The 20444-nt window shown below is 59.5% G+C and carries 18 protein-coding genes and 1 other annotated feature; of the genes, 6 read left to right on the top strand and 12 right to left on the bottom strand.

The genetic code is table 11. From position 1 onward, the window contains the following. Positions 1–9 precede the first annotated feature (9 nt). From ACSQ3I_RS22745 to traA, 3 genes are read right to left on the bottom strand one after another with little or no spacing between them, the layout of a single operon-like run. Complete coding sequence (locus tag ACSQ3I_RS22745) at positions 10–1176, bottom strand: conjugal transfer protein TraB (RefSeq protein ID WP_436002726.1); 1167 nt, start codon at positions 1174–1176, stop codon at positions 10–12. Next, positions 1166–1732: a conjugative transfer signal peptidase TraF gene (gene traF, locus ACSQ3I_RS22740; RefSeq protein WP_436002724.1), complete on the bottom strand. Its 567-nt coding sequence runs from the start codon at positions 1730–1732 to the stop codon at positions 1166–1168. Before traF ends, ACSQ3I_RS22745 begins: the two co-directional genes overlap by 11 nt. Continuing rightward, positions 1729–5052 (bottom strand): Ti-type conjugative transfer relaxase TraA, encoded by a 3324-nt coding sequence (traA, locus tag ACSQ3I_RS22735; RefSeq protein WP_436002722.1) that lies wholly within the window; start codon positions 5050–5052, stop codon positions 1729–1731. The genes traF and traA overlap by 4 nt, the downstream gene beginning before the upstream one ends. A gap of 248 nt (positions 5053–5300) precedes the next feature. Between traA and traC the strand changes: the two genes are divergently transcribed. The 6 genes from traC to ACSQ3I_RS22705 all read left to right on the top strand — a co-directional run bounded on the left by traC (position 5301) and on the right by ACSQ3I_RS22705 (position 9031). Then, positions 5301–5597, top strand: a complete 297-nt coding sequence (traC, locus tag ACSQ3I_RS22730) for a conjugal transfer protein TraC (RefSeq protein WP_436002720.1) — start codon at positions 5301–5303, stop codon at positions 5595–5597. Between the two features lie 4 nt (positions 5598–5601). After that, positions 5602–5817 (top strand): type IV conjugative transfer system coupling protein TraD, encoded by a 216-nt coding sequence (gene traD, locus ACSQ3I_RS22725; RefSeq protein ID WP_046797658.1) that lies wholly within the window; start codon positions 5602–5604, stop codon positions 5815–5817. Further along, the gene (traG, locus tag ACSQ3I_RS22720) at positions 5804–7741 is read left to right on the top strand and encodes a Ti-type conjugative transfer system protein TraG (protein WP_436002717.1); all 1938 of its coding nucleotides are present in this window, start codon (positions 5804–5806) and stop codon (positions 7739–7741) included. The genes traD and traG overlap by 14 nt, the downstream gene beginning before the upstream one ends. Before the next feature lie 28 nt (positions 7742–7769). After that, the gene (locus tag ACSQ3I_RS22715) at positions 7770–7967 is read left to right on the top strand and encodes a hypothetical protein (RefSeq protein WP_436002715.1); all 198 of its coding nucleotides are present in this window, start codon (positions 7770–7772) and stop codon (positions 7965–7967) included. 210 nt (positions 7968–8177) lie between these two features. After that, complete coding sequence (locus tag ACSQ3I_RS22710) at positions 8178–8510, top strand: WGR domain-containing protein (RefSeq protein WP_174007840.1); 333 nt, start codon at positions 8178–8180, stop codon at positions 8508–8510. Between the two features lie 17 nt (positions 8511–8527). Further along, on the top strand, positions 8528–9031 hold the full coding sequence (locus tag ACSQ3I_RS22705; RefSeq protein ID WP_436002713.1) for a thermonuclease family protein: 504 nt from the start codon (positions 8528–8530) through the stop codon (positions 9029–9031). A 36-nt stretch (positions 9032–9067) separates the two neighbouring features. On the opposite strand, the gene ACSQ3I_RS22700 is transcribed toward ACSQ3I_RS22705, so the two are convergent. From ACSQ3I_RS22700 to ACSQ3I_RS22660, 9 genes are all read right to left on the bottom strand, one after another. After that, positions 9068–9241 carry a hypothetical protein gene (locus ACSQ3I_RS22700; protein WP_174007836.1) on the bottom strand — a complete coding sequence of 58 codons (174 nt, stop codon included), beginning with the start codon at positions 9239–9241 and terminating at the stop codon, positions 9068–9070. 538 nt (positions 9242–9779) lie between these two features. Continuing rightward, the gene (locus tag ACSQ3I_RS22695) at positions 9780–11000 is read right to left on the bottom strand and encodes an MFS transporter (RefSeq protein WP_436002710.1); all 1221 of its coding nucleotides are present in this window, start codon (positions 10998–11000) and stop codon (positions 9780–9782) included. A 103-nt stretch (positions 11001–11103) separates the two neighbouring features. Further along, positions 11104–11640 (bottom strand): NYN domain-containing protein, encoded by a 537-nt coding sequence (locus tag ACSQ3I_RS22690; RefSeq protein WP_436002708.1) that lies wholly within the window; start codon positions 11638–11640, stop codon positions 11104–11106. A gap of 59 nt (positions 11641–11699) precedes the next feature. Beyond that, positions 11700–12554, bottom strand: a complete 855-nt coding sequence (locus ACSQ3I_RS22685; protein ID WP_436002706.1) for a universal stress protein — start codon at positions 12552–12554, stop codon at positions 11700–11702. Between the two features lie 14 nt (positions 12555–12568). Then, positions 12569–14074, bottom strand: a complete 1506-nt coding sequence (locus ACSQ3I_RS22680; protein WP_436002704.1) for a SulP family inorganic anion transporter — start codon at positions 14072–14074, stop codon at positions 12569–12571. A 214-nt stretch (positions 14075–14288) separates the two neighbouring features. After that, positions 14289–14340: a sequence feature (sul1 is cis-regulatory element that is thought to sense ions involved in sulfur or methionine metabolism; They are found in Alphaproteobacteria), on the bottom strand. A gap of 189 nt (positions 14341–14529) precedes the next feature. Then, complete coding sequence (locus ACSQ3I_RS22675; RefSeq protein WP_436002702.1) at positions 14530–14703, bottom strand: hypothetical protein; 174 nt, start codon at positions 14701–14703, stop codon at positions 14530–14532. Between the two features lie 249 nt (positions 14704–14952). Beyond that, complete coding sequence (locus ACSQ3I_RS22670) at positions 14953–17103, bottom strand: integrase (protein ID WP_436002700.1); 2151 nt, start codon at positions 17101–17103, stop codon at positions 14953–14955. Next, on the bottom strand, positions 17100–18902 hold the full coding sequence (locus ACSQ3I_RS22665) for a hypothetical protein (RefSeq protein ID WP_436002698.1): 1803 nt from the start codon (positions 18900–18902) through the stop codon (positions 17100–17102). Before ACSQ3I_RS22665 ends, ACSQ3I_RS22670 begins: the two co-directional genes overlap by 4 nt. Continuing rightward, positions 18899–20308, bottom strand: coding sequence for a tyrosine-type recombinase/integrase (locus tag ACSQ3I_RS22660; RefSeq protein WP_436002696.1), 1410 nt, complete (start codon positions 20306–20308; stop codon positions 18899–18901). Before ACSQ3I_RS22660 ends, ACSQ3I_RS22665 begins: the two co-directional genes overlap by 4 nt. Positions 20309–20444: the final 136 nt, after the last annotated feature.

Below are 20444 nucleotides of genomic sequence, written 5' to 3'. Positions count from 1 at the left end.
CTCCAAAGTTCAGGTATTGAAGGAAATCACAAGGGGAACGCCGAACAGAGCGGACCAGGCTTTGGCGCTCGCGCGCTGGATAGCGATGATGTTGCCACCCGTCGTCCACCAGCCATTGCCGATCAAAACGATCGCGTCGGGTCGATAAAGCATCGACTGGAGAATGGGCCACAGCACAAGCTGCTCGTAGCAGATCAGCGGCGCGATCTTTCGGCCCGCGACCTCGACGACGGGATTGGCGAAGAGACTGGCGCGGGCGCCGCCAGTCTCTCCTGTCCATCGCTCCCATGGACGCCACATCGAAACCGGCACAGGCATGCGCTCGCGATAGAGGACACGCCCCCCATGCGCATCGATGGCCACCATGACGTTGTCGTAGCCAACTGCATCGACGACCGCCGCGCCGGCGACTACAGTCACGTGCGTTCCTTGCAGCTCATTCCGCCAGAAACGTTCAAGCGTTGGCGTCCAAAAGCCCAGTGTGCTCTCGGGAAGCACGACGACGGTCTCTCGTGTTCCGGCAGCCTGCCGAACATCCGTCACCAGGTCACGTTGACGTTGAAGGGATCGATCGCGGCCAAGGCTCGCACCCATTTCAAGGTCGACACCACGCCACCCCTCCGGTAGAATCTGATTTGTCCCCGATGCGGCGGACCAAAGCCATAGACCTGGCAGGGCGATGGCGATAGCCGGCCCGATCCGGGTTACGAGACCGATCAGGACGGCTGTCAAAGCGAGCAGCCCCCACCATCCCCATCCCGGAAACAGTATGCCGGCCGCTGTCAGCGGATGCGCCCAGCCTGTGATCCCGAGTGGCGGAAAAGCAGTGAGACCAAGGACCATGAGATAGCGCGCGGGCTTTGCCCATCCGCCCCACACTGTCCAGAGTACCGCATGGACGGCAATGAAGGACGATGCCGCCGCTATCCAGAAGAGGAGGCCAACCCAGAGGTCGGCGGAAAAGAACTGGGCAACGCCGGCAGGCAATCCACGCGACGCCGCCAGGAAATAGCCGGCCGCAACGACGGCCGCTGCGATCCGCGTTGGTGACAGGGCCCACAGAAGCGGGAAGAAGGTTGCCGCAGGGAGCAGGTACGCCTGGCCGCTCCAGCCAACCGCCCCGACGAACACGGCAAGCGAAACGAGAACGGCAATCATCATGACCTCACGGCGCATAGGTCAACACCTCCTGCGCCAGACCGAGCACGCCTGACACAGGCACCGGCCCGAAATATCGGGAATCCCATGAGCCGATGAAGTCGGAGTGCAGATACACCTCTCCGGCTCGCACCATTCCGCTTTGACCGTGCCGAAGAGATCGCCTCTGTCCGTCCTTCTCCATGATGCGGGAGCCGGGGATCGGTACGCCATCAATGGCGACACGATCGGTGACGTCCACGCGCTGTCCCGCCACCGCGATGACAGTCTTTATCAACGGTGCGAACCCACCGGAGCAAATTCCCGTACGCAGATATCCGCGCTGTCGCGCCTCGCGCATGGCGGCATGGTCAGGCGGGCAGACGAAAACCGTATCCCCCGGCAAGACGGAGCGATTGAGAGGAACGATGCGCCAGAGGCCGAGCGGCTCACTCGGCGTCGTATTGATGCGCAGACCACCGATCCAACCTGCCGCAAAGAAGACGCCCAACAGGCCGGCAGCCACGAAAAGCGTGACCAATGCGGAGCTTCGTTGGCGAGGCATCGTGCCACCTCCAAGCATCATCATAATCATTTCAGGGAAAGCCCCTTGGTCTGGGTTTGCCGCGCTGTTTCAGCCTGCTTCAATGCCAGCGTGGTGCGCTCGTGCGCGGCGAGTTGCTGCACAGTGCGCATGCTGTTCCAGGCCGACTGCACTTCGCTTTTCTGCGAAGGGTTCATCCCGGCGGTCAATTTGTGAAAGGTCTCGCCGTTTACATCTTTTGCCGAGATCGGCAGCAAGCTGCGTTCTCCGAAACGCTCGGACACAGCCTTGGCAAACCCCTCCAGTTCCGCTTTGACGTTTCTGTCGGCCAGCGCATATTCGAGACCGGCGGGAAGATCGTTGCGATCGATCGCATCGCGGATCCGCTCAAGCGTTTGCTTGGCCGATGGCGAGAGGGCAGGGATGTCGATGGAGACCTTGAGACGGATTGCCCGCTCTTGCGCTTCATGCTTGCGCTCCGCCTCGACGCGCGCCGTCACATAGCGCTCGAGGTTTCGCGCCAAGGCAGGCGCGTTGACAAGTGCGGTGTCGCGCGCCGCCTTCTCATTCGCTCCGGCGAAGATGCCGGTCTTGCCCTTGAGCGCTCCAAACCTTTCCGGCTCAGCTGCGATCTTCGCAAACGTTGTCTGCGCTCTTGCCGGATCTTTCAGCATGGCATCGACATTGACCGCCTTGAACGCGGTCTCCGGCTCGGCGAAGACTTGCATAAAGCGTGTCGTGACCTCCTGCCATTGCTTCTTCAAACCCGGATCAGCGACTAGGCGATCCTCAACGGCCTGATCGATCGATTTCGGGAACGTCGTCATGCCTGATACCATCGGCCTTGCCTCCATGTCGGGTTTCGAGGTCGTTTGAATGTTCGAGCGTTTGAGACCGAGCTGTGCGCCGATCGTCGCCAGGCGGGCGGTGAGATTGACGAGCTTCTGTTTCTGGCGAACGGTCCAGTCGAGGCGGTCGCGAACGAGGGTGCGCGCGACACTGACCAGATGCAGGCCGCGCGCGTCGGCGAAGCGAAGGGCCGCGCGATAGAAGGCGCCCTTCTTGTAGTCGAGCGTCGTTTCCTTGGAGTTCTTGCGCGATAAAAGCTCGGCCAGGCCACCCGCCTTGGTGAAGGATCGCGCGCCATAATAGACGCCGAGATCCTCGCGATGACGAGTCATCGCCACATAGGTCAGGTGCCGGTCGAGGGAAAGCGAGGCCAGAACCTTGACCCTGTCGACGGTCGCGCCTTGGCTCTTATGGATCGTCGTCGCATATCCATGATCGACATTATTGTAGAACCGCTGCTCTACGCTGATAGCTTTGCGATGTTCGCCTTCACCAATTTCGGCAACGATACGCCCCGGGGTGGCTTCCACCACCTTGGCCAGCATGCCGTTCTTGACGCCCAACGAGCCCTCATTCTTCAAGAAGACGATCTGGTCGCCGGCGGCAAAATGACGAATACCGTCTTCCGTCTTGAAGGCGTGACCGTCATCGACAAGGCCGCGCTCCACCAACTTGGCGCGCGCCAGCTCGTTGAGCATCCTGACGTCGCGGCGAAGGTGTGCGAGGATCAGCGAGGACCGGGCCGGATCGTACTCGCGGTTCCAATCGGAGATAAGGTTTTCGACGGCTTGCGACTTCAAGGTCGATCCCATCATCCGACCGTTTGCGCTGTAGGACTCGACAGCCTTGGCGATGTTGCCGCGGGCGAGATCGAGTGACGCGTCGCGCATCCATTGCTCGCGCTGGCGATAGATGGTTTCGAGTTCGGCGTAGCCGATGCGATCAGTGATGGCGCGGAAGGCGGCACCTGCCTCGATCGGCTGCAACTGTTCGGGATCACCGATGAGAACGAGCTTTGCCCCGCGCACCGTTGCCTCTTCGACAAGCAGTGCCATCTGCTTCGAAGAGACCATGCCGGCTTCGTCGAGGACCATGACAGTCTTGTCGTCGAGCTGATCGCGACCTTGGGCCCAGCGGAGTTCCCAGGAGGATAATGTGCGGGAAAGAATACCCGCTTCCTTTTCCAATCCTTCGGCCGCCTTCCCCGCCAGGGCGGCGCCAACGACACGATAGCCGGCCGCTTCCCATGCCTCGCGCGCCGCCTCCATCATCGTGGTCTTGCCGGCGCCGGCGCGGCCGATCACGGCTGCGATCCGTTCAGAACCTGCAACATGCTCGATGGCCGCTTTCTGCTCATCCGAGAGGCGCTCATGGCGCTCGAACACCGCCTCGATGATCGTCTGACGGACGCCGTGTGATGATCGCTGGGACAGCCAGATCGACCGGTTTACCATCTCGGCCTCAAGGCGGATCATCTCGCGCGTCGTGTACCGCGCCGGCGTCCGGACACCAGAGGTAAAGTCGATACGCTCGCGGTCGAGACGCAGCACGTCCAGATGCTGCATGATCCGCGCCATCAGGCTCTGGAAGAGAGCCGCGTCGTCGACATAGCGATGGAGGACTTTCGCAACGTCCTGGTTGTCGAAAACGCTCTTCTCCCGAGTGATGAGATCAAGCACGATACCGGGATTGCGCTGGATGCGCCGGACGTTTTCCGCGCGCCGCTCCTCCTGCAATTCGATCCGCTCGAGCTTCCGTGACCGGGCTGTAGCCGGTCCGTTTTGCGTTTCCGATTTTCGCTCGATGGCTGTGGCGCCGACCCCGATATGAATGGTGGGTGCCAGGTCGATACCCTGCTTTTCGAAGGATCGGCCATCGATGCGGATATCCAGCCCGGCAAGCGCCAGGTGCCGATTCTGGACAGCAAACCATCCTTCACGTAAGGCATTGAAGTCCTCGGTGCCACCCGCCCAGAGTTCATAGATGATTTTGCCGGCGTCATTGCGCATGGGCTGGCCGTCTGGTCCAAGAACAGCAACCTTCTTGGCACCGAACCCGTCCTCGCTCAGAGGCCGCAATGTCGTCATCATGTGGACATGCGGGTTGCCGGGTGCATCGTGATAGACCCAGTCTGCGACCATACCCTTTGACGTGATATGCTCGGCAATGAAGTCTCGCATCAGCGCTATGTTCTGCTCGGACGAGAGTTCGATCGGCAGCGCGATGGTCACATCCTTGGCGAGTTGGGCATCGACCCGCTTTTCGAAAGCTTCGACTCTGTTCCAGAACGCTTCCGAGGCTCCCGAGACCGATCGATCGGCAATCATGGCGCGCAGCCAGTCTGGCGCATCGGCAGGGATCACGAACTCCTCGTGCAGAAGTCCCTGCTTGCCTGTGTAGTCGATTGTGCGTGCTTCCCGCTCATAGTCCATCCTCGCGCAGTGCCGGTAGGCCGCAGACAGCACTGCGCTGCGGCCAGAGCCACGGGCGACGATGCTGACTGAAAAATGCGGGGCGGCCACGAGCGGAGCGCTCCTTCTTACGAACGAAATCAACAGGTTGATCGCAAGAGGTGGCCCCGCCAGGGGCAAAAGCAGAACGTCGCGTCAGCGACGTATAATTGCGCCCTTGGATCCGCTCTTGTCGAGCGGCGGGATCATTCGCCAAATGCTGACGCTTTGGCGAGGTACAAATTTGTACCTGTCCTGCCGGGAAAAAATCGGGGACTCTCTGCCATCATTCCACGGATATCACTGGAGATTGCATCCCGATGAAGAAGCCAACGTCGAAAATCCGCGAAGAACTTGCCCGCTTGCAGGAACAGCTGAAGCAGGCGGAAACGCGTGACGCCGAACGCATCGGCCGCATTGCGCTGAAGGCCGGACTTGGAGAGATCGAAGTCGACGACGCCGACCTTCAGGCAGCTTTCGAGGACATTGCAAAGCGGTTTCGCGGAACGAAAGCCGGATCGAACGGAAAAGAAAAGGGTGCCGCTGGAGCGACCGGAACATCGTCGGCCACGTCGCTCAGCGCTGGCGCGGCTACGAGCCAGGCTGGCGAGGCTTGAGCGGATGCAGCGGCTGACCACAGCAGAGGCCAGAAAGAAGGACGCTCGCGAGAAGATCGAGTTGGGCGGCCTGATCGTCAAAGCCGGGTTGCGCTATGAGAAACGCGCGCTTTTGTTGGGTGTGCTGATCGAAGCGCAAAAGAAAATCAAGGGCGATGAGGCGGAGCGATCCCGTCTGACCGCAATCGGCGCGGAGGCATTCGGCAATGACAGCGAATAAGATCCTGCTCGCCCTTGTCCCGCCGGCGATGATGATCGGCATTGCACTGACGTTGCCGGGGATCGAACAGTGGCTCGCGACGTTCGGAAAAACGGCGGAGGCGAAATTGCAGCTTGGCCGGATTGGCTTGGCACTTCCTTATGTGGCGAGTGCTGCGATCGCACTGATCTTTCTCTTTGGCGCCCAGGGATCGGTCAATATCAAGTCGGCAGGGTGGGGCGTCGCTGCCGGATCGGGCACCGTTATTGCCATTGCCGTCGTTCGGGAAGGAATGCGGCTTTCGCAATTTGTCGGACAGGTGCCTGCGGCCAGGTCGATCCTGTCCTATATCGATCCGGCAACAATGACAGGTGCTGCGGCAGCTCTCTTCTCCGGCATCTTCGCGCTGCGGGTAGCGGTGATCGGCAACGCGGCATTCTCGCGTTCCGAGCCGAAACGAATCCGGGGTAAACGTGCGCTGCATGGCGAGGCGGAATGGATGAAACTGCCGGAAGCAGGGAAGCTGTTCGCAGAGGACGGCGGCATTGTCATCGGCGAGCGATATCGTGTCGATCGCGACAGCACGGCGGCACTCTCGTTTCGGGCCGATAAGCCAGAAACATGGGGCGCCGGGGGCAAGTCACCGCTGCTTTGCTTTGATGGCTCGTTCGGATCGTCACATGGCATCGTGTTCGCCGGCTCCGGCGGTTTCAAGACCACGTCAGTGACGATCCCGACGGCGCTGAAATGGGGCGGCACGCTGATCGTACTTGATCCATCCAATGAGGTGGCGCCGATGGTCAAGGCGCACCGGATTAAGGCCGGCCGTGATGTGATCGTGCTCGACCCGAAAGATCCGGATATCGGGTTCAATGCCCTCGACTGGATCGGCCAGCATGGTGGGACGAAGGAAGAGGATATCGCCGCCGTCGCTTCGTGGATCATGAGCGAAAGCGGCCGCGCCAGCGGCGTTCGGGACGATTTCTTTCGGGCATCCGGCTTGCAGTTGCTAACGGCGATTATCGCCGATGTCTGCCTCTCCGGTCATACGGAAAAGAAGGATCAGACGCTGCGGACCGTGCGCATGAACCTCTCGGAACCGGAGCCGAAGCTGCGGGCGCGGCTTCAGGAAATCTACGACAACTCCGAGTCCGATTTTGTGAAGGAGAACGTGGCAGCGTTCGTGAACATGACGCCGGAGACGTTTTCCGGTGTCTATGCGAATGCGATCAAGGAAACCCATTGGCTGAGCTATGCGAACTATGCCGGTCTCGTGTCCGGTTCGGCCTTCTCGACCGATGACATCGCGTCCGGAAAGACCGACGTGTTCGTCGCCCTGGATCTTAAGACGCTGGAGACCCACGGGGGTCTCGCGCGGGTGATCATCGGCTCATTCCTGAACGCCATCTATAATCGTGACGGGGCGATGCCGGGACGCGCTCTGTTCCTTCTCGACGAGGTCGCTCGCCTGGGTTTCATGAGGATCCTTGAGACTGCACGCGATGCCGGCCGCAAGTACGGGATCACGCTTCTGATGATCTATCAGTCGATCGGCCAGATGCGCGAAACCTATGGCGGACGCGACGCCACCAGCAAGTGGTTCGAAAGCGCGAGCTGGATCAGTTTCTCAGCGATCAACGATCCGGAGACCGCGGACTATATCTCCCGGCGTTGTGGGACAACGACAGTCGAGATCGACCAGGTGAGCCGCAGCTTTCAGGCGAGGGGTTCGTCACGAACCCGATCGAAGCAACTTGCCAGCCGACCATTGATCCAGCCGCACGAAGTCCTGCGCATGCGTGGCGATGAGCAAATTGTGTTCACCGGGGGAAATGCGCCGCTTCGATGCGGTCGCGCGATGTGGTTCCGGCGAGCCGACATGAAGTCCTGCGTTGGCGATAACCGCTTCCATGGAAAACGTGGACCATTGGAAATCAAGGTCTGAGGGACAACCCAGACCCGGAGATCGAGCGATGAGAGATTGGGAAGCCTGCGAGGCACAGGTCACGGCAGAAGCGGCCAACGAAGAATGCCGCATCCATCAAATTGAGGCAATCGTTCGCAATAGCGATAGCGCTTTAGTAGATGTCACGACCGGTGATGTCATCGCTCAGCCAGACCAGCAAGCCAACGATTGCGGCGCCGATATTCTCGGTTACCTGGGATACTGATCAATGGAAGTCGGCTATCACGGGAGGATCGTTACCGGGATCGGTGAAGACCACAGGTGGGCTTCGTTCGCTTCAGCGAATAGAGCCGTACGCCCAAGGCGGACCGCCCGGTGCTCCTTCTGTCCATACTTCACAAAACTGAATCGTTCCGCGACCATCGATTCGCAACTCTCATTGGACGCATGGGCACGATTGCGCGATCCTCTCACCATGATCGCCCAGCCCTATCACCTCTATATCGAACGCACGGATGCCGAGAACAACATGGCGCGCTTCTATGCAATGTCGATCGAACCGACTCTCTTCGGAGAGGCCTGTCTTATGCGGCGTTGGGGACGCATCGGAACCAGGGGCCAGCTAAAGGTTCATCACTTCGAGCAAGAGAAAGACGCGGTTGAATTGTTCCTTGATCTCGTCAGGCAGAAACGCCACAGGGGATACCGTACAATCATCTCGGCGCACCACACGTATCCGGGAAAGCCTGCAGCGGCGTTAGCGCCGGCTTCACCGAAGAGCGATATGAAAACCATCTCTGACGGGTAGAATTCAAATGGAGAACCATGGAATTGCAGAAGAATGACCATAGCCTTCGGCCAGAGGTCCGTTATCTCGTGAGAAAGATCATCGTCGCGATCGCAGTATCCGGCTGTGCGCTGGGCGCTCACATATTTGGGATCGTTCCAGTCGCCGAGGCTGCGAGCTTGGTCATCAGTCCGGAGACGACATACCGGAAATGTTTCGGTGGTGATCGCTTCGCCTGCGTCGTGGACGGAGATACTCTCTGGATTGAGGGCGCAAAAATCCGCATTGCCGATATCGACGCTCCCGAGATCAGCGAGCCGAAATGCGCAACGGAGCTGGCGCTGGGAAATCGAGCGACCGATCGCCTGATCGAACTGGTCAATCAGGGTTCCTTCAAGCTTCGCGCATGGCCCGGACGCGACGAAGACAGATACGGTCGCAAGCTCCGCGTCCTCATCCGTGACGGCAGGAGCCTCGGCGATATCCTCGTATCGGAAGGCCTGGCCAGAACCTGGACGGGCCGTAGACAGCCCTGGTGCTGAAACTGGCCCACGATTGCTGGCCGTTGCACAACGCCGTTATCGGCGCCTGCTCCAATCTGTTTCAAAGGAGATCTCGATCTCGACGAAGAACGGGATCTTGATCGCGAGCTTCAGGCCGAGTTTGCCCTTGCGGAAAAAGTGGCCGATCACCTTGCCAAGGGAAGAAAGCTTGCGGCCTGTGGCGGCCAGGAATTGTGCGAGGCGTTGCATGGTGGTTTCTCCTTGTCGATTGCGGACATCGCAGGGATCTGCCGCAGGCCGGGACAAGGAGGGTTGCATCGGTACGACCGCAGCGAAGCGGAGGACTTATCGACATCTGAATTTTGGCGCGCAAGGAGACGCGAAGCGGCGGGGAAAATTCTGATGGCGATGAGTTGCTGCCCGACGACCGGACTGCAACATCCCTGATGTCGATGACCTCACTCGACAGGACACCGTGCAATGTCTCCACCTTTCGACACCTTACACAGAGACAACGCCTGGCTGTGTAGTCTACCGCCCTCAGAAGGGCGGCCCGGCATCGACGCTACCGTCCTGCTCTGCCGTGATGATTGCCAACTCCGCTTGAGCCAGGTCCAGCTCGGTCTGGATCTCGCGGCGCTCCGCAGCGTCGCAAGCGGTCTTCAGCTCGGCCCGTTATCCTGACAGTCAACCACGATTATTGTCCGTGGGAGATTGTGACCACCTCGCGAAGAGATCGCCTGAGACTGCGCAACACGATCCCGCAGAGGTTGCCAATCGCGGCGCCTCACGTATCCTGAACGACTTCTTCGCTCGATTTACGCTTCACCTTCAATGTCAGCGCAGACGCGATCAACGTATATACGCAGCAGCCGAGTGCCTGCCATGACAGGGGTATGCCAGCGTCGATCAACAGGCCCATCATGATGGGGGACGCGCCACTGGCGACAACCATCCCCGCCTCGACGGAGGAACGCACACGGGCGAGCTCTCGGGTTCCGAACAGTTCGACCCAAAGGGCCGTTGCCAAGGTGGAGCCAAGCGCCATCGATATCGCCATGAGGATCATGTAGACGGGCGCTATCCATGGTGCGCTGACAAGACCGAGAACAAGCATTGCCAAGGCTTGCGGCAACAGGAACAGGGGCAGCAAACTCTTCGGCCCGATTTTGTCAATGATAGGTCCAATAGCGACAGATGCTACCGCCTGGACAATGGCGAAGGCGGCAAAACTTGCGGCCACCGTGGAAATATCCCAGCCCTTCTGCTCGGCCAGCCGTGCCTGATGGAAGAAGAAGCCGGTGACAATGAACGGCCCGGCGAGCACGGCTGGTAAGGTCAACAGGAGACGGGTATCGCGCCAGAGCGCCTTGACCTGCTCGTCGCCTTTGCGAGGTTTGTCTTTCCGGCTGCGGATTGCCTGGTCGCCTTGTCGCGGCAGAAAGATCAAGGCGACGGAGACACCAGCGATAACGAGACCTGCATTGATCATCCAGGCCGTGCGCCAGCCAAGGTGTTCCATCATCGTCACGCCGGCGATCGGAAAAAGACCTTGCGCGACGGAAAGACCAAGCGCGATCAGCCCAAGCGCCTTGCCAGCATCCTGCGGAAACGCGCGGGCTGTTGCGGTCAATGCTGTGTGCGTCATCAAGCCCTGTCCACCGAGACGCAGGAAATAGAAGGCCACCGCCAGCATGATGAAATGTGAACTGACTGCAACGAGAACGCAGGCCGTGGCGAGAAGCAGGGCTACGCACCAGGTGAAACGGCGCACCGTCGTGTAGTCGATTAGCCGGCCGGCCCAGGTCAGGGTCAATGCGCTCAGGAAAGTGCCGGCCGCATAGGTTGCCCCGAGACCACCGTCGCTGAGGTTGAAGGCTTCGCGGAAATACGAGCCCGATACGGAGACGAAATAGGTCTGCCCGAAGCTTGAGAGCGCCATCAGAAGGGCGCCGAACAGAAGCTGCTGCCAGTTGACCCTGGCGAAATCGATATAGGCTCTAACCATCTACGGCTTTCTGAAATATGCGCTTATGGCTCCCGCCTGAGCATGGCGAAAATGCAGAGCCGCCTTCGCGGTTCCACCTTTCTGGTCGGTAAAGCGTGAGACTTCAATCGACTTGTCGCGTGTCGGATTTTTCCAGAGCAAGTCGCCCGATGATTGTCTTCACGTCGATGAAGGTGTCGGCCGCATCGATGAGCATCGGAGGCGGCGCAATGGTTGAAGACGCATCCAGGGTCGAAATCAACGTGACCTTGATGTCATAATCCCGCAGACCGGCAAACATCGGCTCCAGTTTCCCATCACCCGCAAGCACCATCACATGGTCCCCAGGTTCTGCAAGCAAAAACGCGTCGACCGCGATCTGGATGAGATTGGTACCATATCGTTCCCGCGGGTCTCCACGATCATGGGTGCGACCCTTCACGACGAAACCGTTATGTTTGAGCCAACCAAAAAGGGGCCGCTGGCGTTCCGCTTCGTTATCATCGCGGACGTCACGATAGTAAATCGCCTGATCGACGGGCAAGCCTTCATTGGCAGCGTCAGCCAGCTTGCGTAGATCGAACGGTGTCTCGAACACTGAACGCAAACGGTCATAGTGGCTTCCGTCGATCAGAAACAAAGTCTGTTTTTGTCGCGACATGATCGCTCCTCCCAAACGCTTCGGACAAGAAGGCGGGCAAAATGCCCGCCCGTCTGTGCTCAACGGAAGATGACGACCGGCACCTTGCAGGAACGGATCATCTCGGTGGTGGTCGAGCCGATGAAGAGGGAGCGCAGCCGCGAATGGCTGTAGGCGCCCATGGCGAGAAGGTCGAAACCTTCCTTTTCCACCATGTCCGAGATCACCTTGTCGGCCGCGCCCTGCACGAGGGCTACTTCCGGCGCATAGCCAGCGGCCTTGAGGATGATCGCGGCATCATCGAGCTTCTTGCGGTTCTCGCTGGTGTCCGCACCCGCCATCACCAGTTTGGTGCCGAGGCCGTCGAGGATCGGGCTGCGGGAGACCTGGTCCACTGTCTTCATGGCCATTGTGCCGCCGTCATAGGCGATCAGCAGCTTGGCGACCGGCTTGAAGGCCCGTGAGGCGATAACGATCGCCTTGCTGGTCGAGCGCACGACACGTTCTAGGTTGGAGCCGAGATGGCCCTTGGCGAAATCCGCCCCTTCGCCACGCTTGCCGATAACGATGATATCGGCATTGGCTTCGAATTCCAGAACGGTATCGATCAGATCACCGTTGCGAAGCTTCGTCTCGACGTTTGCAACGCCAGCCTCGTTCAGCCGGGCCTTTGCCTCGTCCAGCAACAGGCGCCCACGCTTGTGGGCAACCTTGGCCTTCTGCGCATCGAGTTCAGCCAATTCCTCGAGGAGAGCCGTGCGGGCACCGAGCCCGATATTGCCGCTGAGGTTGACTGGCTCGGAGGCGAGATCCCGCCTGCCGATGACGTGGAGAAGCTCAACTGTCACGTCGGCCTTGCCCGCAATCCAGGCGATGTGGTCGCATACGCTCTGGGCATAGGGCGAGCCGTCGATAAGTCCAAGTATTTTTGTCATTGTTCGTTCCTCCCTCAGTGGCCCATCAGGCGTTCCATCGCGCCGGGCTTGTCGTGAATGGCGAGCTTATCGACGATGGTCTCGCTGGCCTGATTGAGGCCGATGATCTCGACATCGGCGCCTTCGCGGCGGAACTTGAGGACGATCATGTCGAGAGCCGCGACGCTGGAAATATCCCAGATATGGGCGTGGGTGACGTCGATCGTGACCTTGTCGAGTGCTTCCTTGAAATCGAAGGCCTTGTTGAAATCGTCGACTGAAGCGAAGAACACCTGTCCCTGGACGGTATAGGTCCGATGCGCCCCATCAGCCGACAGGGCCGAAGTGACGCGGAAGATCTGGGAGATCTTCCAAGCGAAGAAGACGGCAGACAGCAGCACGCCGATCAGAACGCCGATGGCGAGATTGTGCGTGTAAACGACGCCTACCACGGTCGCCAGCATGACGATGGAGGACGAACGGGGGTGATCCTTCAGGTTCTTGATCGAGGACCAGGAGAAGGTACCGATCGAGACCATAATCATGATGGCGACGAGTGCTGCCATTGGAATCTGGCTGACAAGGTCACCCAGTACCAGGATCATGAACAGCAAGAAGACGCCAGCGCAGAAGGTCGAGAGCCGTCCCCGGCCGCCCGACTTCACGTTGATGATCGACTGGCCGATCATAGCGCAGCCGGCCATGCCGCCAATGAAGCCGGTCGCGGTGTTAGCAATACCCTGGCCAATACACTCGCGGTTCTTGTCGCTCGGCGTGTCGGTCAGATCATCGACGATCTGCGCTGTCATCAGCGATTCCAGAAGACCCACGGCTGCCACTGCCACGGAATACGGCAGGATGATCATCAGCGTTTCGAGATTGAACGGGATCTGCGGGATGAGGAAGATCGGCAGGGTCGAAGGCAACTCACCCATGTCGCCGACGGTGCGGATGTCGAAGCCGAAACCGATCGACAGCGCGGTCAGGACCACGATGCAGACCAGTGGCGAAGGAACTGCCTTCGTCACGTATGGAAACAGGTAGATGATCCCGAGACCGGCCGCGACCAGAATGTAAGTGAGCATCGGAACATTCGTTAGCTCCGGCAACTGTGCCATGAAGATTAGGATGGCAAGCGCATTGACGAAGCCGGTCATCACCGACTTTGAGACGAAGCGCATCAAATAACCGAGGCGGAAGATACCGGCGACGATCTGGATCAAACCTGCCAGGACGGTGGCCGCCAAGAGATACTGGAGGCCATGGTCGCGCACCAGCGTCACCATGAGGACCGCGGTTGCTGCCGTCGCGGCAGAGATCATGCCCGGACGACCACCTACGAAGGCGATCAACACGGCAATCGAGAATGAGGCGTAGAGGCCAATCTTGGGGTCGACACCGGCAATGATCGAAAAGGCGATGGCTTCGGGGATGAGAGCCAGTGCCACGACAAGTCCAGCGAGCACATCCGCCCGGATGTTGCCGAACCATTCGGTTTTGAGGGTTCCTATAAAATCGCGATTCAAGTTTTTGTTCTCCATGCCGGCGACGCTTGGGAGTCCGTCCGCGCGGCGGGTCAATTGTGAATAGGTGAGCGGCGTCGCGCACACGGATCGTGAGCGTGTAGGGCACGGCAAGCGCCGTGTGGTGACCGACGTCGGTTTTATGGCGTGATCAGGCCGTCTTGGTCATTGGGGAGATCCAATCGGAATACTCATGGCAGCGATATCGAGGAAGATATGTGCAGGAGTTAGCTGGTTGCCGGGGGATAGGCGCCCGGAGAAGCCACCCGCAGGGCGGGTCCGTTGATGGTGGCAATATTGCGGCAAATAGGCGTGAGATCAAGCTCAAATTGCAAGTGGTCCCAGGCTGAGCAAAAAAACGACGAGGAAGCCGGCGGGTATAGACGCATATTCCTCGCCCCTTCGAGATCTTCTTGTGGAGATGCTGCTGTCGCTCCGGCGTGCGACATCATAAGAAAGAAATATCGCCGACCTCATTCGAGCTCAGCGAGATAGAGTGCGATGTCGCTTGCAAACTGCTCATCCTCAGCTTGGGCCTGAGCGACGAGGGCGGCAAGCTCGGCCTCCGCCATAGCGCGTTCGGTCTTGGTGAAATAGCAGCTCCGAAGCTCCGCGCGCAGTTCGTTGATTTGATCGAGAGTGGTCATGTTGATCGTCTCCTTTTTGATGACGTCAACGGGCGACGTGCGCACGAAGCCCGGGTCAAGGAGCGCTAAGCGACCGCCAGCGGCGGCGAGTGGGGTGCCGGTTTTGTCGGAGCGCAGGGAAACGGAGCGGAGGCAAAATCGGGGGCCCACGCTCGTCCTTGAGGCGGGGTGAGCAGCCGTAAAGTAGGACGGCAGAAAGAAGAGAATCCGCGGACCCGACCAGGGGACGCGACCGTATTCCATAAAGAGCTATCGTCTTGTGACGTCGATATCGGAAAGAACCTTCTCGATCCTTTGGAGGTCTTGCTCGACGGCCAGGCGCTGAACTTCGGACAATCTCTTCTCCTTCAGCACGCCCCTGGCATTGTCCGCCGCCCCTGCCCATGCGGGGCGGTGGTGTGCCGTTATACAGGCGTTGGGGCATCTCGACGGCTCGCACAGCGAGATCATCGGAGCAGACTGGTTGCCGGCGGCATGGCGAAGACAGACGGCGGTAGCAGGATCAAAAAAGCAATCGGCCAACACGCCGACATGGAGGGTGCGCGCCGTGTCGGCCAACATGACGCGGAGGCGACCACGGTCAGCGATCATGCCGGAAAGCGGGTGCAACTCGGACGCCGCGCCGTCGAGCGACTTGGCGATCCGTACCGCAGCAGGGCCGGAAAGCCCGGAGCCCAATTGCCTCTCGTCGAAATAGGTGAGGATATCGTCCATCTGTCCGAGGCGCCGTTCAGTCTCGACCTCTGTCAGAAATCCTGATCGGCTGGAGCCCGCATAGCCTTCGAAGGTCGCAACGGAGACGTGCTTGTACTGGACCATTCCTGCGACCGTCCCAAAGGGCCTGTTGGCTATGTGCCAGGCAATTGTTCGACGGAACTGGCGCGTCGTCAGTTGCCACGGCCTTCCATCGGGGCCTGGCGGTATGATCGGCTCGGCCTCGGTTCCAAATCGATCGTTCAGATAATCGCGAAACTGGTTCAGACGGGTGACGACGTCTGTTGCGAGCGCCTGCTTGCGAGCGTGTGCGAGAGACAGGACTGGCCAAAGCGTCTGGGTGCCTCGCTGCTGCACAGAGCGGAGGTTGAGCTGTTCGAGGACTGAAATCGCCGTCGCCACGGGTGCGATGGTGATCCATTCCGCCTCTTCGCCCCGCACTTCCTTGCCCTTGTAAGCGACCGACTTCACGCGGTGCCTGTTGATCAGCCCGTCCTCGCTGCGAGTGACCGACAGACAGCCGGGACGCATCGCCTGCACTTCACTGTCGCGCATGCCTGTCAGGTAGGCGCAGACGACATAGCAGGCGGCTTGCAGCATCCGCTCTTCTATCGCCAACGCCCGCGCATCAAAACGAGACCGCCAGGGCCGGCCGGTATCAGGATCGACTGAAATCTGCGTATCCATTCCGCCGATCTCGGTCCCCAGTTCGCCGATAGCAGCTTCGACGGTGCGCCTCATCTCGTCATTGGGTTGACCGCCGGCAGATCGTTGAAGATTGGCGTCGGCGCCGATATGGAGATAGATCAATTGCCAGTTCAGAGGCGGTTCTAACCCCGAAAATGATGCTGGCCCGCCGATCCTGACAGGCCAGGCTGGAATGCCGCGACCCTGCCGACGGCGTTCATCGAGATATGCATACAAGCGAGCTTGTCGCTGCGCTCGTCGTTCGTTGCGATGCGTGATCGCATCTTCAGCACTGAGCGCCTCGTGGTGCTGTTGGAGTGCCAGCAGTTCATTGCGCGCGGCGATAATGTCGGGCGCGAATACAGTCACATATTTGAGCGACCATGCGAGCAACGGTTTGATGATCGCTTCCGGGATCCGCGGTGTACGGTTCTCCTCCGCCCTAAATCTATATCCGGCGACCTCTGCGGGCTTGCGACCATCCCATGGCTCAAAGGTGAGCTTCGCCACGATCAGGTGTTTGCGGAAGACATACAGGTCGAACACAATGCCTAATAATTGCATGACGATGATCGGCCGCCGACCACGACGAAGAAACCTGGCGAAATCGTCAAGCAGGGCCTGGTTGACGCCGCGGAGGTCGAAGACACCATGAACCGCCTTGATGAAATCGAAGAAGCAGCGCGCGCAACGGAAAAGGCGCCGGACATTCACTGGCGTCGCTCGCATCTTGTATCCCGGCAGATCAGTGTTCAGTCGGACATACAGGTAATCTCGAAGAGCCGCCGCGATCTTCGGGTCGTCGATAACACTGAAATCCACAGTAGCGTCGGAGCTACGGGCGTTCTCGCGGAAAACCGCAGGGTTCAAATCCCATCGGTCGTCGCCATAGCGCGATAGGTCCGACCGGTCGAAACCGGGGCGAAAAGCTGCGGTGGCCAGCACGGGGCGGCTGTCGAAACCGGTAGTGACGATGGGCAGATTGGCGATGGCCTTCACAGTAACGCCTCCGGGGGCATGTAGTTGGACACCGGTTCGCTGGCGAGCACACGACGTGCCTCCTCGACGGTCGCCGCACTAAAAGCTGGCAGGATCTGCATGGTGATGCGAGCGTGCGCGGTTGCGAACTTCGCCGCCCAATGGCTGGCGGAAAGCGACAGGCGCTGGTCTTCAAGGAAAGCGAGAAACGACAGAATGGCGGGGAGCTTGCGGGCGGTGATGACAGCGTTCGGACATTCGAGACAACCCCAGAAGGGTTGTGCACAAGGCGAGCCGGGATCGGCATAGGGGCTGGAAAAGAAACCGCCGCAGCTTGCCAGCCAGATATCCTGCTTTCCATCGAGAAGTGAGATCGGATCGCATCCCGCTGGTGCCGCCTTTGAAGCGACCACGGGATCGTTCCGCCAGAACTCCTCCTGTTCTGGCGTCAAAACGGTGGACGACAAAGCCGACGTGAGTGCCTCGGTGAAAGCATCAGCGATTGTGCTTTCGTGCAGCGGGAGGAGTGCTGGAACATTGGCATAGTGCCGTGCGGCCACCTCTTTGGTATGACCGACGGCAAAACGCGTCATGTGTCCCTCGGTCTTTAGATACCAGAGCGCCTTGTGCGTCTTGCGAAGTCGCGAAAGCGTTAGATGGAATGGCCGACCGTCATCATCACGAATGTTATGCTGTACCGTCCATGCATCGATGCGGTGCTGGGGATGATTGACACCGGATTTTAGCCCGCCGAGCCCGTAGTAAAGCCAAAGGCAGTCGGTCGGCCGATGTTTGCGGGCGGCGGCGGTCCAGGCGATTATGTGGCGGATAAGTCCTCCCGGCGTTCGCGGACCGCCGTCGCGCACACGAAGTGTCTTATGCTCAGCGCCACGAGCCCGCCGTTTGACATAAGCAATCTCGACCGTGCCGTTTGCAGGATTCCGAAGGCAATCGACCCTCAAGCTCTTGCAGCACTCGGGTTCCAGTCCGGTCTCGAGCGCCAGAAACACCAGGAGCGGGATGATGTCGTGAGACGTCAAATAGTGTCGTTCGTGAAGCTGATGGCAGAGCCTTTCCGAAGAGAGGCCATGAACCCTTCGGGCATCATTGAGAACGTGATATTTGGGATCTGTGTGACGGACGATACCCTTGGCCTCGATGTGCGAATGGATCTCTTTCTCCATAGCCAGCAGTCCGCTGTACGAGTTCATTGGCTTAGGATCGCGAAGGCGTTGAACGATCGCCATGATATCCGCACGGGCAGCATCGCGAAGCTGCCGTGCAATGTAAGGGCTGTATGCATCGCGTGGATGCGATGGCGGTATCGGCCTCAGCGTCACGTAGGCCAGCCGATCGCGAAGCTGCTCATCAAATGCAACAGCCCCTTCGGATGCCACTTCTCGCAGCGCCACAATGATCTTCGTCAAAATAAACAGCAGATGAATGTTCGACTTGCCCTTTTCCACTAACCAAGCTTCAAAGCCATCGATATGATCTGCCCTCAGGCGGTCAGCGGCATCAGGTTCATTTTTTGTCTCGACCAGGTACGTCAAGAACATCGGCAAGATACGCACGTAGTCCGTAACAGTTGATTTGACGGACAGGCGACCACCCAGACCAGCAAGTCGTCGTAGCGCTCGTGCGAAAGCAATCGCAAGCCATCGCGGGGCAAGATGAGCGTAGTCGATCAGGACTTTGCTGCCATCCTGTGTGTCGATGATAAATCGTAAACCGGTCACTGTCTCCGGCTCATCGCACGGGGATATGGCCAACTCGCGATTGAAAGAGACGGCTCGGCCTTTGCGAGGATGCTGGCTCATAGCCGGTCCCCGCCTGGTAGCAGTGCAAGCAATTCGGCGACAGCGGTGTCGACTGTATCTGCGCGGGTGGCGATATGATCCAGATAAATTGAGGTGGTCTCGAGACTTGCATGACCCAGAAGCCGCTGCACCTGTTGCAGGGGATCTCCGAGGATCCTGCGATAGCCTTCCGCCGGTCCGGCCGAACTCGCCAAGGAACCGCCATCGAGCTGGCGCTGAATCAGCATTGCGAGCATATGGACTGCGAAGGTGTGCCGGAGTTGATGTGGACTGATGTCGATCGGCAGTCCGTTCGCCTGGCAGCGATGGCACGCCCGTGCGAATGCGACTTCCCAGGAATTTGGGCGCACCGGCTGGCCGACCTCCGTCACCCACAAAACCGCTGTTTCGATTGGCGTGCTATCCGCATCACAGATGACCAAACGCTCCCGTTCGTCCGGCGAGAAGACTTCCAGCGGGACAGTTCGCCCGTCGACGAGTAAAAGATTCCCTGAGCACGCGGTCGGTCGACGCACCAGAATTGGACGTTCTACGAGGTTCCAACCTTCGCGGGCCTTGAACTTTGTGACTGCGTGGGTGCGCTCAACACGAATGTAGGTCTGGAGCCGCTGAAGCAGACCGTCGGGGATGAGGATTGCCCGTCCGCGCTCGCCCTTGGTGAGTCCTGCCGGCAAATTGAGCCATGTCTGACGACGAGACGCATTCGCCGCAGGCAAAGCGTCGAGCTCGAACACCAGAAGAAATGAGGCCTCTTCGAGCCTCAAGCCGGTTACCACCAGCATCTCCGCAAACAACGCGTTGCGAAGTCCGTTCCTGTCGCGTGCGCCCGGGCGCTCCGCTCCGTTTGCAGAAAGGCCGCGTAGCCCGACGTCCCGGAACTGTCGAAAATCCTCAAGCGTGACAAAACGGATGGTGTTTTGATTGGCACGTCCTTCGAATGCATCATTGCGCGTGATTAACTTGCCTTGACCACGCGTCCGATTGCGTCGCCAGATCTCGCGATGCGAAAAAGGGCTCGAAGGCAGAAGTCCCTCGCGCACTCCCCACTCATACAGCTTGTCGATTGCTGCGATTGATCTGTTCCACGACGCCGCCGAGATCCGGATTCCCGGTTCGCCTCTTCTACGAATGCGGTGGAAGGCTACGACATCAGCGCGGGCAGCTTCCCAGACGGTCTTGTCGCAGACTTCCGTGAGGAAGCGCAACCACACCATGATGTCGTAGCCGTAAGCGCGAAGAGAGTGCCGGGAGCGAACTCCGTTGAGCGGCAGGTCGAGAAAGAAACGGTCAACGTCGGCGTCGTACAGTTCACCGTCGCATAAAATACGCGGCACATAGGCATCGAGGCCATCGGCGGCCCGCCGCTCTTCGAGCGTGACCTTTGATGAAGTGTCAAGAATATGCATCGTTTGTCCGACCCTCCCCCAGACCCCCACCCGGGAGCCCGCGTCTACGGGAGGTGCTAGAGCCGCCGGCACTCTCCAGGCCGGCCTCCGCCAGCTATTTGGGAGCGCTGCGACCGGCCTGGAAAGCGCCTTCCCT

It is taken from the genome of Rhizobium sp. LjRoot30, assembly GCF_964253915.1.
Lineage (GTDB): Bacteria > Pseudomonadota > Alphaproteobacteria > Rhizobiales > Rhizobiaceae > Metarhizobium.
Note: the sequence above shows the minus strand (reverse complement) of the source record. Positions and strands in the feature narration are given on the sequence as shown.